The sequence below is a fragment of the Mesorhizobium sp. 2RAF45 genome, assembly GCF_052115225.1.
GTDB classification, from domain to species: domain Bacteria; phylum Pseudomonadota; class Alphaproteobacteria; order Rhizobiales; family Rhizobiaceae; genus Mesorhizobium; species Mesorhizobium jarvisii.
Map to the genome: position 1 here is coordinate 372,137 of NZ_JBFRGG010000004.1, position 14,525 is coordinate 386,661.

Sequence of the window (14,525 nt, forward strand, 5' to 3'; positions counted from 1 at the left end):
GCAATGTGGCCGCCCTTGCGATGAGAGTCGGGGTAAACCTAAAGCCTTTCCGGCCGCGATTGAAGCCGTTCCATCCGCTGCCGGCGCGATTGTCGCCTAGGACGCATTCTCCTCCGGATCGACCGCATCGGACGCTGGGTCGTCTTCGCGCATCGAGAAGGTGCGGCCAAGACTGAAAACCAGGATATAGAGGGGGATGTTGACCGTAAGATTGGCGATCGGCAGGTAGCTGGTGATCTGCCAGACGGGCGAGAAGAACGGTTGGCCATAGCCGTCGCAGACAAGCGAACAGCCATATTCCCACAAGGCGCCCAGAACGGCCGCGACGGCGAAAAGCTTGATACAGGTGACGATCCGGTTTGCCCGTGCCGGGTCCGGCAGAAGCCGGTTCCAGAACACCAGACAGACGATCGGAACCGCATAGATAAGGTTCTGCAGCACCAGCATAGGCAGCGTGCCGTTGGCCGCGTCAAGGAACTCGGCGCGCGTTTCCAGCCGCGGGCAAACCTCCCTCGAGGTTGTCGACAACAGGAAAAAGACGAACGGCCCGAGGAACCAGAAGAAGAACAGCGACGGCCAGAAAACGACTGCAAGCAGCGCCCGGGCAGCCAGTGTGCTCAACTGGCCTGGTCCATGAAGCGCGGGAACCAGCCTTCATGGGCGGCCTTCAAATCGCTGACCGGGATTGCCCTGGCATCGCCGAGCTTCAGCGCATCGCCTCCGGTCGAGCCGATCCACGGCGCGAAGATGCCGAGTTCGCCCTGCTGCTTGCGGATGGCGTCCCATTCCTCGCCATGCGGGTCGATCGACAGCGTCAGCAGATAGCGGCCCTGATCCTCGCCGAACCACACGGGGATCGGATCGGTGCCGACAAGGCCGGGAACAGTCGCGCCGATGCCCGACGCCATCGCCATTTCGGCCAGCGCCACGGCGATGCCGCCATCGGAAACGTCATGCGCCGCAGTGACGATGCCGGAGGCGATCAGCGTGCGCACATGGTCGCCGACGCGCTTCTCATGCGCGAGGTCGACCGGCGGCGGCGGACCGTCGGTGCGGCCATGGATGTCCCTGAAATAGACGGACTGACCAAGATGCGTGCCCCAGGAGGCTGGCGCGCCGACCAGCAGGATCATCTGGCCCTCAGCCGCAAAGCCGATGCGCACCATCTTCGACCAGTCAGCGATCAGCCCGACGCCGCCGATGGTCGGTGTCGGCAGGATGCCCTGGCCGTTGGTCTCGTTGTAGAGCGAGACATTGCCCGACACGATCGGGAAGCCGAGCGCGCGGCAGGCGTCGCCGAGGCCTTTCACCGCGCCGACCAGCTGGCCCATGATTTCGGGCCTTTCCGGATTGCCGAAATTGAGGTTGTCGGTCGCCGCCAGCGGCAGTGCGCCGGTGGCTGTCAGGTTGCGCCAGCACTCGGCCACGGCCTGCTTGCCGCCTTCATAGGGATCGGCTTCGCAATAGCGCGGCGTCACGTCCGACGAGAAGGCGAGCGCCTTGGTCTCATGGCCTTCCACCCGCACCACACCGGCATCGCCACCGGGAAGCTGCAGAGAATTGCCCTGGATCAGCGTGTCGTACTGCTCCCAGACCCAGCGGCGCGACGACAGGTCCGGTCCGCCGAGCAGCTTCAGCAGCGCATCGGCAACATCGGCCTGCGGAATGTCGTTGGCGGCGAGCGGCGCCGGCTTCTTCGGCTCGATCCAGGGGCGGTCATATTCCGGCGCCTTGTCGCCGAGATCCTTGATCGGCAGATCGGCGACCTGGTCACCCTGATGCAGCACGCGGAAGCGCAGATCGTCGGTGGTCTTGCCGACAATGGCGAAGTCCAGGCCCCATTTGTGGAAGATCGCCTCGGCTTCCTTTTCCTTCTCGGGGCGCAGCACCATCAGCATGCGCTCCTGGCTTTCCGACAGCATCATCTCATAAGCGCTCATGCGCTCCTCACGCACCGGCACCTTGTCGAGATCGAGCTCGATGCCGAGGTCGCCCTTGGCGCCCATCTCGACCGCCGAACAGGTGAGGCCGGCCGCACCCATGTCCTGGATGGCGATGACGGCGCCCGAGGCCATCAGCTCGAGGCAGGCCTCGAGCAGGCACTTTTCGGTGAAGGGGTCGCCGACCTGCACGGTCGGGCGCTTCTCGTCGATCTTGTCGTCGAACTCGGCCGACGCCATGGTGGCGCCGCCGACGCCGTCGCGGCCGGTCTTGGCGCCGAGATAGACGACCGGCAGCCCGACGCCCTTGGCTTCCGACAGGAAGATGGCATTGGTCTTGGCGAGGCCCGCGGCAAAAGCGTTGACCAGGATGTTGCCGTTGTAGCGGGCGTCGAAATTGACCTCGCCGCCGACTGTCGGCACGCCGAAGGAATTACCGTAGCCGCCGACGCCCGAAACCACGCCGGCGACGAGATGCCTGGTCTTGGGGTGGTCAGGCGCGCCGAAGCGCAGCGCGTTCATCGCCGCGATCGGTCGTGCGCCCATGGTGAAGACGTCGCGCAAAATGCCGCCGACGCCGGTCGCCGCGCCTTGATAGGGCTCGATGAAGGAGGGGTGGTTGTGGCTCTCCATCTTGAAGACGACGCAGTCGCCGTCCCCAATGTCGACCACGCCGGCATTCTCGCCCGGCCCCTGGATGACCTGCGGTCCTGTCGTGGGCAGCGTGCGCAGCCACTTCTTGGAGGATTTATAGGAGCAGTGCTCGTTCCACATTGCCGAGAAGATGCCGAGCTCGGTAAAGCTCGGCTCGCGTCCGACGAGGTCCAGGATGCGCTGATATTCGTCGGGCTTCAGCCCATGCGCGGCAATGAGCTCTGGGGTGATCGGCACGGAATTGGAAATGGTCATGGGCGGTGATTTATGTCCATGGAGCGGGGATTTTGAGTCCCCTCTTATCGCAAGCTTTGCAGCCGATACACCCGTCGACGAGCGAAAAACGCACGAAAACCCGACAAAGCCACAGGGCAGTCCGAATGGGTGGTATTCCCAGGCGCCCAAGGCGCTCGAGGTTCAGGAGAAGCTGTCGTAGCCGGCGCGGCCTTCGTCGAGGAGACGGCGGATGACGGCGACGCCGTCGGCGACATCGCCCCGCTGTTTCGGCTGCGAAGTGCCGAAGCGGACGCCATGAAAGACCTGTTCGGAGCGGCCGGCCTTGAACTCGTCCTCGTCGTCTATCAGCACGCCATGTTCGAGACAGGCATTCTTGAAGGTGCCGGAAAGCCATGGGTCGGGCAAAGTCAGCCAGACAAAGGGCACCTTGTCGTGTGACTTGAACGCGAAGCCGCCCAAGGTCTCGCGCACGATCGCGATGCGGGCGCTGATTTCGGCGATGCTGCGCTTGCGGATATCGCCGGCCTGACCGGAAAGCACCAGCCTTGTGTTCACCTCCGCCAGCAGGAAGGGCATGCCGCCGGTGATCATCTTGTGGGCGATGCGGATCCGGTGGCGATAGGCGGGAGGACAGGAGAGCCAGCCGCCGCGAATTCCGGCCGCCACCGATTTCGACAGGCCGCCGGCGACGATGGTTCTCTCCGGGGCATATTCAGCGAGCAACGGTGTCGGATCGTCGGTCAGGTGGCCGTAAAGATCATCCTCGATCAGGATGACGTTGTATTCGCGCGCGACACGCGCGATCGCCTCGCGGCGCCCGGCGGACAGTGTCGTCAGGGTCGGATTCTGCGTCGTCGGCATCAGGAAGATCATCCTCGGGTGCTTTTGCGCGCAGACGCGCTCGAAATCGGCCGGGTCGAGGCCTTCGTCATCCGACGCCACCAACGCCGTGCGCCGGCCGATCAGTCCGGCGCTACGCGAGATCTGCGAATAGGTGAGGTGTTCGAAGGCGACATAGTCGCCCGGCGTGGTGAGTGCGGCGATCGCCGCCATCACCGCGGCATGGGTACCAAGCGTCGGAACGATGCTGTCGGCGGCCGGGCGGAAGGTGTTTCTCGACAGCCAGCGGGCGCCGGCTTCGTACCAGCGGGCAGGAAAATCGCGCGTATAGCTCGAGATTTCATGGGGATGATCCTGCGCGGTGCGCGACAGGACTTCGGCGACGATAGCGCCCTGGCCGACATCGGGCGCCGCCGTGCTGTCGAAACGCAGCTTGTCCTGGGGCGCATCGACATAGCGCGTGCCTTCCACGCTGACGTCGGGTGTCTCCGGTTTCACGCCGTCGGCGCGCCGGCCAAGCACATAGGTTCCACGCCCGACTTCGCCGCTCACCAGCCCGCGCTCACGCAGCAATTGGTAGGCTCGGCCGACCGTGCCAACCGTGGTGCCGATGTCATAGGCGAGGTCGCGCTGCGGTGGCAGTTTTGTCCCAGCGCCGATCACGCCCTGGTCGATGCCCGCTTCAACGGAGTCCGCAAGGCGTTGGTAGAGCGGTCCGGCGCCGCCGGTCAGATCTGGAAGCCAATTTGTCATGGTGACAATTTTCTATATTGCACCGAAATATGAGTCAATACATATCAATCGCGCACCAAAATGGGTGCAATTGAGAGTCTTGGCAGAAAGAAAATGGATACAATCGCGACAATCCGCCATTCGAGAGCCGCGGTTCCAGGTGAGGCGCTGCGTCCGGCCGGCCAGCGAGGCTTTGTCGGCCGTCTGGTGCGTCTGGTCAGCTCGCTGGCACGATGGATCGGCCATTTGCTGGAGCGCCGGCGCGGTCGGCTGGCTTTGCTGGAGATGACCGACGATCAGCTCAAGGATATCGGCATCTCTCGCTGTGATGCCCATCGTGAGGGCATCAGGCGCTTTTGGGAATAGAGGCCAATCTCAACGGACCCTTTTGGCCTCGCGATGGCCGATGCCGCGATCGATAAAAGCGGCAATGATAGAGATCACCAGGAACAGCGCGGTGATGGCCAATGCCGCAATGGCTACGCTGGCGGCGCCGTTCTTGGCGACATCGAGGAAAGGGTAGGGCACTTCACCCGCGATCGGTGCCCGTACCAGCGCATAGGCAAGATAGGCGATGGGGTAGAGCATCCACCAGGAAATGTCGCTCCATCTCGTTCTGCCGTCGGCCCCTGCTACCAGCCACCACAGCACGAACAGGACTGGCGTCACATAGTGCAGCAGCACATCACAGAGCAGGAACAGGCCTTGCGGCTGCCAGAGCCGTGCCAGAACCGTGGCATAGACGATGAAGACGACGGTGATCGAAACCGCAACACCCGCACGCATCCGCGGCCCGGCGAAAGCCGGCAGCCAGGCATAGCCGGTGGATGACAGCAGGGATGTGTACACCAGCACAGCGCCAATGTTGGTCAGGATGGTGAAGAAGCTGAACAGGAAGACGATCGAGCCGAGCAGGCTGCGGCCGGCTTCCATCGACGCTGGGATGCTGATGCAGAACTGCAGGACGAGGCCGACCAGACCAATGGCCAGACCCGTCACCTGCAGGAAGCGGCCCATGCTCAGGCGGTGGCGGCGCAGGCCGGATTGCCCGTCTGCCAGCGGGCAATGTCCGAGCCGATGCGTGCGCCGAGCGGGTCGTTCATCAGCGGTCCGAACACGTCGACGCGGCTCGAATTGCCTTGCGCTTGCACAACCAGCAACGGCTTGCCGCCATAATGCTTGGCCGGCACCAAAAGGAAACGCGGCGTGCCGCTGAACGAGTTCAGTTCATTGGCCATCTGATATTGCTTGAAGGCCGGGTCCTTGCTGGCGATCCAGCATTTGTGGGCCGCGATCGCCACTTGTTCCATGGCCAGCAGTGCCGCACTTTTGCCTGAGGGCGCCGGCGTGCTCTTCGGGGTCGATTGGCATGACGCCAGGGCAAAGCCTGCGGCTGCGACGAGAACGATCGTCTTGCTCTTGATCAAGCGGCACCCATCTCGAGTTCGGTCAGAGAGATCTTCAGGCCGTCGGTCATCTCGCCCCAGACCCGCGACAAGGCCGGATGCTGCGAGGCGATCTGCTGATAGGCATCGAATTTGGGATAGGCGTCGAGCAGGTCGTGGCGACCGGTCATGGCGCGGAAATTGTTGAAGATGAAACGGGTCGGCGTCAGCCAGGCGTCGGCAAAGCTGATGTCGTTGCCCAGCGCGAAGGGGCCTTGCGCCATGCGTGCCTCGATCGCCGCCAGCCCGTGATGCAGGCGGGCGAATTGGGCGTCGATCTCGGCATTGTTGCGCTTCGGCACGAAATGCAGCTCGAATAGCTTCATCATCGGCGTCAGTACGTCGAGATCTGTGATGCGGGCGAACATGCGTACCAGCGCGCGGTCCTTGGAATCGGGCGGCAGCAGCGCCGGTTCCGGAAACCGTTCCTCGAGATATTCGGCGATGACAACCGATTCGACGATGGTTTCACCCGAGCCGGTGATCAGCACCGGAATCCGGTTCATCGGCGAAATGGCGCGAAACGCTTCGGGGATTGGAAAACCCGGCGGCGGCGCGATGATCTTGAGGGGCACGTCCTTGATATAGGCCAGAGCCCGCACGATCGACGAATAGGGCGACAACGGCCGCGAATAGAGTTTCATGACCGTCTCTCTCCCCAGAGCAATGGACTCGATGTCCGTGTAAAGCTTGCCGCATTCGCGGCTGAGATCGTCAAGCGGCGATACCGAGCGCGCCTTCGAACAGCGCCCGGCCGTCGCTGCCGCCATGGGCGGCCTCGATCAGGTTTTCCGGATGCGGCATCAGGCCGAGCACATTGCCTTGTTCGCTGATGATGCCGGCAATGTCGTTGATCGAGCCATTGGGATTGGTGCCCTCGGCATAGCGGAACACCACCTGGCCTTCGCCTTCGAGGCGGGCAAGAGTTTCGGCATCGGCGAAGTAATTGCCGTCATGATGCGCCACCGGCGAGCGGATGATCTGGCCCGGCTGGTAACGGCGGGTGAACATGGTGTTGGCGTTGGTGACCTCGAGCTTGACCGGCCGGCAGACGAATTTCAGCGAGGTGTTGCGCATGAGCGCCCCCGGCAGCAGGCCGGCCTCGACCAGGATCTGAAAGCCGTTGCAGACGCCGACGACTGCGACGCCCTTGGCCGCCTTTTCGGCGACGGCCCGCATGACCGGCATGCGCGCTGCGATCGCGCCGCAGCGCAGATAGTCGCCGAAGGAGAAGCCGCCTGGGATGGCGATCAGGTCGACGTCAGGGATTTCAGTGTCGGTCTGCCAGACGGTAACCGGCGGTTTTCCTGAAATCTTGGTCAGTGCCGCGATCATGTCGCGGTCGCGATTGAGGCCAGGCAGGAGGACGACGGCTGATTTCATTTTGGTTCAAAAGGCCTTTGAGCTTCGGCAAGTTCGCGCAGGTCGAGACGGCGGTCAATACGTTCGAGTCGATCATCCTGACGGGCGAGAATTCCGTAGATGTTGTGGATATCGCTTTGCGTCGCCACCATGTGACCCCGCATCACATTCAATTCCCGTTTCGTTTCAGAAACATCCTGACGAAGCTCAGCAATCTCGTGATGAACGCACTTCAGAAGCTCGAACATCAGCTCATTCGTAACTTCCGGCATAGTGGCTCCGGCACAACCTCAGGTTATGGCCACACTATAGTTCTCGATCACCGTATTCGCCAGCAGCTTGTCGCACATGGCTTTCAGATCGGCCTCGGCCTTGGCCTTGTCGCTTTCCGCCAGTTCGACGTCGAACACCTTGCCCTGCCGCACCGCGCCGACGCCGCCGAAGCCCAGACCGGACAGTGCGTGTTCGATCGCCTTGCCTTGCGGGTCGAGGACGCCGTTCTTGAGGGTGACGGTAATGCGGGCCTTGATCACGCTGGACATGCTCCTGTTCTAAGTATCGGATCGCAAGCCGCTATCAGTGCGGCTTGCCTTTGACGACGTCGGTCGAAGCGACAAGCACCGGGCCGGTCGGGCGCGGCGGCTCGTTCTCGTTCATGATGCCGAGGCGGCGGGCGACTTCCTGGTAGGCCTCGACGAGGCCCCCCATGTCGCGGCGGAAACGGTCCTTGTCGAGCTTGTCTTGCGTCGCCACGTCCCACAGGCGGCAAGAGTCCGGCGAAATCTCGTCGGCGACGACGATGCGCATCATGTCGCCCTCGAACAGGCGGCCGCATTCGATCTTGAAGTCGACGAGCTGGATGCCGACGCCCATGAACAGGCCGGAGAGGAAATCGTTGACGCGGATGGCGAGCGCCATCACGTCGTCGATTTCCTGCGGACTTGCCCAGCCGAAGGCGGTGATGTGCTCTTCCGACACCATCGGATCGTCGAGCGCGTCGGCCTTGTAGTAGAATTCGATGATCGAGCGCGGCAGGACGGTGCCTTCCTCGATGCCGAGGCGCTTGGACAGCGAGCCGGCGGCGACGTTGCGCACCACCACTTCGAGCGGAATGATCTCGACTTCCTTGATCAGCTGCTCGCGCATGTTGAGCCTGCGGATGAAGTGGGTCGGGATGCCCATGCGGTTCAAGTGGTTGAAGATGTGCTCGGAAATGCGGTTGTTGAGCACGCCCTTGCCGTCGACGACCTCGTGTTTCTTCTTGTTGAAAGCGGTCGCATCATCCTTGAAGAACTGGATGAGCGTACCCGGCTCCGGGCCCTCATAGAGGATCTTGGCCTTGCCTTCATAAATGCGGCGGCGATTTTTCATCTGATTTTTTCTCTGGATTTGCGGGCAGGCGGCAAGCGACCAGTTCCTGTCCGTCTGCCTATATTAGTGCGGCGACGGTTGGGTTCAATGCCGGGTCTATCCCAATCACAACGTTTGCTCAATCGGCAAATCCGTCCAATCAACCGCTTTCGGGACTGAAATGCCGCAGCGCAGCATATGACGAAGCGTATTGACCGGCTCGCGACCTTTTGGTTTGTGCTTTGGCAACACACATATCTCTTGCCAACGAATCGGATTTGACCCGGAGGGACGCCATGAGCAGCATGAAAGATCGCGAAGAAGGCTTCGAGCGCAAATTTGCATTCGACGAAGAGCTTCGTTTCAAGGCGTCGGCGCGCCGCAACAAGGCGCTCGGCCTGTGGGCCGCCGAAAAGCTCGGAAAGTCGGGTGCCGACGCCGATGCTTATGCCAAGGAAGTCGTTGTTTCCGACATCGAGGAAGCCGGCGATCACGACGTGTTCCGAAAGATCCGCAAGGATTTCGATGCCGCCGGTGTCGAGCAGTCTGACCATCAGATCCGCCGCACCATGGACGAACTGATGGCGCAGGCGATCGAGCAGATCAAGAACACCTGATCCGGGAAGACGCAGGTTTCGCAAAAATGTCCCGGTTTTGCGACGGAACCTGCGGCAAAGGACCGACTGGACCAATCGACCGCCCGGCCAAGCCGGGCGGTTTTTCTTTGCCTTCGCCGTGGTTTCCGGCTGAAACTGTTCACGTTAACGAGGAAAGAGATTAGATGTCCCTGAAGTCCCGCCTTGCCGCCGATGAAACGCTGGTCACCGCCTGGTCCGGAGTGCCGGATGCCCTGACCGTCGAGATCCTCGCCAAACAGGGCTTCGATGCCATCACGCTCGACATGCAGCATGGCGGTCATCACGAGGACAGCGTGCTGCGCGGTCTTATGCCCGTGCTTGCCGCAAACAAGCCGGCGCTGGTGCGCATCCCGGTTGGACGTTTCGACATGGCAAGCCGGGCGCTCGATTTCGGCGCCGAGGCGGTGATCGCGCCGATGGTGAATTCGGTGGCTGATGCAAGACTGTTCGCCGCGGCAATGAAATATCCACCGCTCGGCGAGCGCTCGTGGGGCCCCACCTACGCCTTTCCGCGCCACGGCAAGGGCGACTATGCCGAATGGCTGCGCGACACCAATCAGCGCACGATGGCCTTTGCCATGGTCGAGACGCGCGCCGCGCTCGACGCGCTCGACGACATTCTCGACACGCCCGGCATTGACGGCATCTTCCTTGGGCCGTCGGATTTCTCGATCGCCTGGACCAATGGCGCCACGGTCAGTTCGACGCTGGAGAGCATGATGGAGACGGTGGCGGCGGTGGCCGAGCGCACCCGCAAGGCCGGAAAACATGCCGCGATCTATGTCGTTGAACCAGCAATTGCCGGCCGTGTCGTCTCGATGGGCTATCGCCTGCTCGCCACCGGGTCCGAGCATGCGTTGATTTCATTGGGGGCAAAGACACTGTTGAAAGATATCAAGGATTCGATCGGAGCCTGAACCCGAACCGGACGAGCCGCCGTCGCGGCGCCGGGCGGTCAGGCGCTCGCCGCAGCAGGCGCCGCGGCGATAGGGCCGCCGCGCCTGAACCTGTTGAACAGGGCGCCGAGCACCTGGACCCACCAGTTGTTGAAGATCACGAGCGGCAACGCCGCGAGGATCGAACCCAGCATGGCGGCGGCGGCACCAAGTGCGGTGGAACCGCTGGCCAGCAGAACCCATGATGCCAGTGAGCAGATAACGGGGAGATGCACGAGGTAGAGCGGGAAAGACAGGTCGCCCAGGAAACGTGCCGCCTTGCTCGAGAGCCATGCTGGAGGCTCGTCCACACTTAGCATAGCGTAGACCAACATGATGCTTGCCGGGATCGCCACGCAGGCTTGCCTCAGGCCGACATCATCAGAAACCGCGGTCTCAAGCAGCGCAAAGGGCCGGTATATGCCGACAGCACTCCCCGCATAGCCCAGCAGCGCGAGGGAAACGATCACCATGGCGCCTCTTACCCAGCGATTCGGGCGCAAACCCATGGCGAGAAGCGGATAGAGCATGAGGGTGGCCGGAAAGGCACAAAAGAAGAAGCTGACTTGCAGTGCCAGGAACACGCCTGTTGCTATGCAGAACCAGGAAAGCAGCGTCCAGCGGCCCAGGAGGAAAAAGACGATGGGGGCGAGGGCGAAAGTCAACATGCTCCCCCAGAACTCGACCGTCATGGTCCACAGGCTGCTGTCATAATATTTGTCGCCGTAGATAAACGTCCGCCAGGCTCCTTGCTGGAACGCATCGGCGAAACTCGCTGTCTCCGGCGAGAGCACCCTTGAAGCATTGCCGAATCTGCTCAGCCACTCGGATTGGGTGACCGCAGCGGCATCCTTGAAGAAATACAGATCGAGCTTGAAGATGAAACAGGATGCCAGAACCGTGACAAGCACTGGTCCCGCCAGACGAGGCAAACGCTTAATCGCACCCAGCAGCAGATCTTGCGCTTCGCGGGACTGGAAATAGCGCTTCACAAGCACATAGGAAGAGAGGACGAAAAACAAGTAGACGGCAGAGCCGCCATTGAAGGCGATGAAAGCCAGACTTGTCTTGAGGGATTGCGCGGCGTTGTCTCCGTCTCCGCCCGCCGCCGACGGGGCGAAAGCACGCAAAATATGCCCATTCAAAACGACCAGCGCTGCAGCACCCCTCAAAAATTCGAGTGAAGCGTCCTTGCGCAAGCGCTTACCTTCGTTTGAGCGTGAAGAATTGTTATTGAGCAATATCGCATATACGCGGTGAACAGAGTTCGCCGCGTATAAGAAGTATCGCGAGCCACCTTAAATTATTGTTTATTGGAGCTCGGGGGTTTCTTCGGGGACTCTGTGCGTCGACTTTGGGTCTGAATCACAGATCCGTCAGGAACTTGGCGAAGGTCATCGAGCCTTCGGGCCAAGGGCCGAAGCCGGAATCCTGGTTGAGATGGCCGGTCTCGCCGGCATCGATGAACAGCGAACCCCAGGCGCCGGCTATGTCCTCGGCGACATCGAAGGCACAGAACGGGTCGTTGCGGCTGGCGATCACGATCGACCGAAAAGGCAGCGGCTCGCGCGGGTAGGGGCCGAAGGTCATCAGGTGCTTCGGCTTGATCCCTGGGTTGGCGACATCGGGCGGCGCCACGAAGAAGGCGCCGGCGACCGGTTTGACGAATTGCGGGATGGCCTGCACGGCCGCAGCCACCCCTAACGAATGCGCGACGATGACCACCGGCCTCTCAGCCTCGTTGACCGCTTTGGCCACGCTCGCCGTCCAGTCCTCGCGCACCGGCTTCGACCACTCTGCCTGCTCGACGCGACGCGCCGTCGACAGTTTCGATTGCCAGCGGGTTTGCCAATGCTCGGGCCCAGAATTGGTGTAGCCCGGAACGATCAGGATATCTGCATCTTTGACTTTCATGGCGCTGAGATAGCGAGCGCGATTGCCTCATGCAACCGTTGATGGACGCGTTCCTGCTCGTAATGGTGAACACCATGTTCGCTTTTCGCCGTCTTGTGTGAACGATCGCGATCGACGATCTGTCGTTGGGAGAGAAACAGCCGTGGAGGACCGGGATTTTGGCGCTGACACGACGTACAATGATCGGCGGCGCCGGGCTCCTGGCATTGGGAGCTTCATCAAGCGTTGCCGCAATGGAGATTACGATGAGCGAACTGCCATTTGCCGCCACCACGCCGGTGAGCGTTGCCCGCGTCGGGCTGAAGGCGCGCGATGCCGAAAGCCTCGCCGCCTATTACCGCAGGGTTGTCGGCCTGCAGGAATTGAGCCGTGCCGATGGCGCGATCACGCTCGGCGCCGGCAGCCGTCCGTTGCTGGTCCTTGAGCCGGATGCTTCCGCCAAACCGGACGATCCGCGCAGCGCCGGCCTGTTCCACACGGCCTTCCTGCTGCCCAGCCGTGCCGATCTCGGCCGCTGGATCAACCACGCCATATCAGACAAGATCGCCATCGAGGGTGCGTCCGACCATCTGGTCAGCGAAGCGCTCTACCTGACCGACCCCGAAGGCAACGGCATCGAGATCTATGCCGACCGTCGACCGCAGGACTGGAAATGGAACGGCGACAAGATCGCCATGGCGACCGAACGGCTCAACATTCCGGCTGTCGTCGGCGAAGTGCCGGCCGGCGATGCAGGCTGGCAAGGCGCGCCCGAAAACAGCATTGTCGGCCATGTCCATCTGCGTGTCGGCAGGCCGGAAGAGGCGGAAGCCTGGTGGAACCAGGAATTCGGCTTCGACACGGTGGCCAGATATGGCGGTCAGGCAGTGTTCCTGTCGTCAGGCCATTACCATCATCACATCGGCGCCAATGCCTGGCAGAGCGCCGGCGCCGGCCGTCGCGACCCGTCGCGCTCGGGCCTCGCCTGGGTCGAGATGCGTTCGGACAATGTGACCGGCGAAACGACCCGTGAGGATCCCTGGGGCACGGTGATCAGGACCGTTCCTGGAAAGGCGTGATCGGCTTTGTCCCTCGCAGGTTCGGATACGAAAAGGCCCGCCGGAAAGGCGGGCCTTTTTCTTTGGCGCGTTTAGGTTCTCAAGCCTCCCCAAACACCCGCCTGAAGATCGTGTCGACGTGCTTGGTGTGGTAGCCCAGGTCGAATTTCTCGCGAATTTCCGCCTCGGGGAGCGCGGCGGTGACTTCCTTGTCGGCCAAAAGTTCCTCAAGAAAATCAGCGCCTTGCTCCCACACCTTCATGGCGTTGCGCTGCACCAGCCGGTAGGAGTCCTCGCGCGACAGGCCGGCCTGCGTCAGCGCCAGCATGACGCGCTGCGAATGCACCAGGCCGCGGAACTTGTTCATGTTCTTCAGCATGTTCTCGGGATAGACGACCAGCTTGTCGACGACGCCGGTCAGGCGTGACAGCGCGAAATCCAGCGTCACCGTGGCGTCCGGCCCGATCATGCGCTCGACAGAGGAGTGCGAGATGTCGCGCTCGTGCCAGAGCGCCACATCCTCCATCGCAGGCAGCGCCATGGAGCGCACCATGCGGGCAAGGCCGGTGAGGTTTTCCGTCAGCACCGGATTGCGCTTGTGCGGCATTGCCGACGAGCCTTTCTGGCCCGGCGAAAAATACTCTTCCGCTTCCAGCACCTCGGTGCGCTGCAGGTGCCGGATCTCGGTCGCCAGCCGCTCCATCGACGAGGCGATGACGCCGAGCGTGGCAAAGAACATGGCGTGGCGGTCGCGCGGGATCACTTGCGTCGATACCGGCTCCGGCTTCAGCCCTAGCTTTGCCGCGACATGCTCCTCGACATAGGGTTCGATGTTGGCGAAGGTGCCGACTGCCCCTGATATGGCGCAGGTGGCGATGTCTTCGCGCGCGTGCACCAGCCGCTCGCGGCAGCGCGAGAATTCGGCATAGGCCTGCGCCAGCTTGATGCCGAAGGTTGTCGGCTCGGCATGGATGCCGTGGCTGCGGCCGATGGTAACGGTGTCCTTGTGTTCGAAGGCGCGGCGCTTGAGCGCGGCAAGCAGGCCGTCAATGTCGGCGAGCAGAATGTCGCTGGCGCGGGTAAGCTGGACGGCAAAGCAGGTGTCCAGGACATCCGAAGACGTCATGCCCTGGTGGATGAAACGCGCATCCGGTCCGACGAACTCGGCAAGATGTGTGAGGAAGGCGATGACGTCATGCTTAGTGACCCGTTCGATCTCGTCGATCTTCTCGACGTCGAATTTCGCGGCACCGCCCTTTTCCCAGATGGTCTTTGCCGCTTCCTTCGGGATGACGCCGAGTTCGGCCAGCGCGTCGCAGGCATGGGCCTCGATTTCGAACCAGATGCGAAACCGGGTTTCGGGCGACCAGATGGCGACCATTTCCGGCCGGGAATAGCGAGGGATCATCGGTCAGTCCTGATGTGTCTAGAGCAATTCCAG

Annotated in this window: 17 protein-coding genes; 4 read left to right on the forward strand and 13 right to left on the reverse strand. The window is 62.2% G+C overall.

The annotated features are described in order from the left end of the window. Positions 1-96: 96 nt before the first annotated feature. The 3 genes from AB4Z43_RS14800 to AB4Z43_RS14810 all read right to left on the reverse strand — a co-directional run bounded on the left by AB4Z43_RS14800 (position 97) and on the right by AB4Z43_RS14810 (position 4,424). Entirely contained in the window at positions 97-621 is a 525-nt protein-coding gene (locus AB4Z43_RS14800) for a hypothetical protein (protein ID WP_441938088.1), read from the reverse strand. Beyond that, positions 618-2,849 carry a phosphoribosylformylglycinamidine synthase subunit PurL gene (gene purL / locus AB4Z43_RS14805; RefSeq protein WP_441938090.1) on the reverse strand — a complete coding sequence of 744 codons (2,232 nt, stop codon included), beginning with the start codon at positions 2,847-2,849 and terminating at the stop codon, positions 618-620. The genes AB4Z43_RS14800 and purL overlap by 4 nt, the downstream gene beginning before the upstream one ends. Before the next feature lie 162 nt (positions 2,850-3,011). Beyond that, the gene (locus AB4Z43_RS14810) at positions 3,012-4,424 is read right to left on the reverse strand and encodes an aminotransferase-like domain-containing protein (protein ID WP_441938092.1); all 1,413 of its coding nucleotides are present in this window, start codon (positions 4,422-4,424) and stop codon (positions 3,012-3,014) included. A gap of 93 nt (positions 4,425-4,517) precedes the next feature. On the opposite strand from AB4Z43_RS14810, the gene AB4Z43_RS14815 reads away from it, so the two are divergent. Next, positions 4,518-4,769: a DUF1127 domain-containing protein gene (locus AB4Z43_RS14815; protein WP_038646199.1), complete on the forward strand. Its 252-nt coding sequence runs from the start codon at positions 4,518-4,520 to the stop codon at positions 4,767-4,769. Positions 4,770-4,778: 9 nt separating this feature from the next. Here the strand turns inward: AB4Z43_RS14815 and AB4Z43_RS14820 are convergent, their stop codons facing one another. The 7 genes from AB4Z43_RS14820 to purC form a co-directional block, all read right to left on the reverse strand. Beyond that, complete coding sequence (locus AB4Z43_RS14820) at positions 4,779-5,420, reverse strand: Pr6Pr family membrane protein (protein ID WP_019857785.1); 642 nt, start codon at positions 5,418-5,420, stop codon at positions 4,779-4,781. Positions 5,421-5,422: 2 nt separating this feature from the next. Further along, positions 5,423-5,830 (reverse strand): hypothetical protein, encoded by a 408-nt coding sequence (locus tag AB4Z43_RS14825; protein WP_019857786.1) that lies wholly within the window; start codon positions 5,828-5,830, stop codon positions 5,423-5,425. Continuing rightward, the gene (locus tag AB4Z43_RS14830) at positions 5,827-6,492 is read right to left on the reverse strand and encodes a glutathione S-transferase family protein (protein WP_027046772.1); all 666 of its coding nucleotides are present in this window, start codon (positions 6,490-6,492) and stop codon (positions 5,827-5,829) included. Before AB4Z43_RS14830 ends, AB4Z43_RS14825 begins: the two co-directional genes overlap by 4 nt. 70 nt (positions 6,493-6,562) lie before the next feature. Then, positions 6,563-7,231: a phosphoribosylformylglycinamidine synthase subunit PurQ gene (gene purQ / locus AB4Z43_RS14835; protein ID WP_441938095.1), complete on the reverse strand. Its 669-nt coding sequence runs from the start codon at positions 7,229-7,231 to the stop codon at positions 6,563-6,565. Next, positions 7,228-7,482 (reverse strand): hypothetical protein, encoded by a 255-nt coding sequence (locus AB4Z43_RS14840; RefSeq protein WP_038646196.1) that lies wholly within the window; start codon positions 7,480-7,482, stop codon positions 7,228-7,230. The genes purQ and AB4Z43_RS14840 overlap by 4 nt, the downstream gene beginning before the upstream one ends. Positions 7,483-7,500: 18 nt before the next feature. Then, positions 7,501-7,743, reverse strand: coding sequence for a phosphoribosylformylglycinamidine synthase subunit PurS (gene purS, locus AB4Z43_RS14845; RefSeq protein ID WP_023759521.1), 243 nt, complete (start codon positions 7,741-7,743; stop codon positions 7,501-7,503). A 43-nt stretch (positions 7,744-7,786) separates the two neighbouring features. Beyond that, positions 7,787-8,581 (reverse strand): phosphoribosylaminoimidazolesuccinocarboxamide synthase, encoded by a 795-nt coding sequence (gene purC, locus AB4Z43_RS14850; protein WP_010909103.1) that lies wholly within the window; start codon positions 8,579-8,581, stop codon positions 7,787-7,789. Positions 8,582-8,856: 275 nt separating this feature from the next. Here purC and AB4Z43_RS14855 point away from each other — a divergent pair, with 275 nt between their 5' ends. Beyond that, positions 8,857-9,177 (forward strand): DUF1476 domain-containing protein, encoded by a 321-nt coding sequence (locus AB4Z43_RS14855; protein ID WP_010909104.1) that lies wholly within the window; start codon positions 8,857-8,859, stop codon positions 9,175-9,177. A gap of 164 nt (positions 9,178-9,341) precedes the next feature. After that, positions 9,342-10,115, forward strand: coding sequence for an HpcH/HpaI aldolase family protein (locus AB4Z43_RS14860; RefSeq protein ID WP_441938098.1), 774 nt, complete (start codon positions 9,342-9,344; stop codon positions 10,113-10,115). A 38-nt stretch (positions 10,116-10,153) separates the two neighbouring features. Here the strand turns inward: AB4Z43_RS14860 and AB4Z43_RS14865 are convergent, their stop codons facing one another. Both AB4Z43_RS14865 and AB4Z43_RS14870 read right to left on the reverse strand, forming a co-directional pair. After that, on the reverse strand, positions 10,154-11,332 hold the full coding sequence (locus tag AB4Z43_RS14865) for an acyltransferase family protein (protein ID WP_441938100.1): 1,179 nt from the start codon (positions 11,330-11,332) through the stop codon (positions 10,154-10,156). A gap of 166 nt (positions 11,333-11,498) precedes the next feature. Beyond that, the gene (locus AB4Z43_RS14870) at positions 11,499-12,047 is read right to left on the reverse strand and encodes an RBBP9/YdeN family alpha/beta hydrolase (RefSeq protein WP_441938102.1); all 549 of its coding nucleotides are present in this window, start codon (positions 12,045-12,047) and stop codon (positions 11,499-11,501) included. Positions 12,048-12,292: 245 nt separating this feature from the next. Here AB4Z43_RS14870 and AB4Z43_RS14875 point away from each other — a divergent pair, with 245 nt between their 5' ends. After that, entirely contained in the window at positions 12,293-13,105 is an 813-nt protein-coding gene (locus tag AB4Z43_RS14875) for a VOC family protein (protein WP_027046773.1), read from the forward strand. 79 nt (positions 13,106-13,184) lie between these two features. Here AB4Z43_RS14875 and purB read toward each other — a convergent pair whose 3' ends face one another. Next, positions 13,185-14,492: an adenylosuccinate lyase gene (purB, locus tag AB4Z43_RS14880; RefSeq protein ID WP_038646437.1), complete on the reverse strand. Its 1,308-nt coding sequence runs from the start codon at positions 14,490-14,492 to the stop codon at positions 13,185-13,187. Positions 14,493-14,525 lie beyond the last annotated feature (33 nt).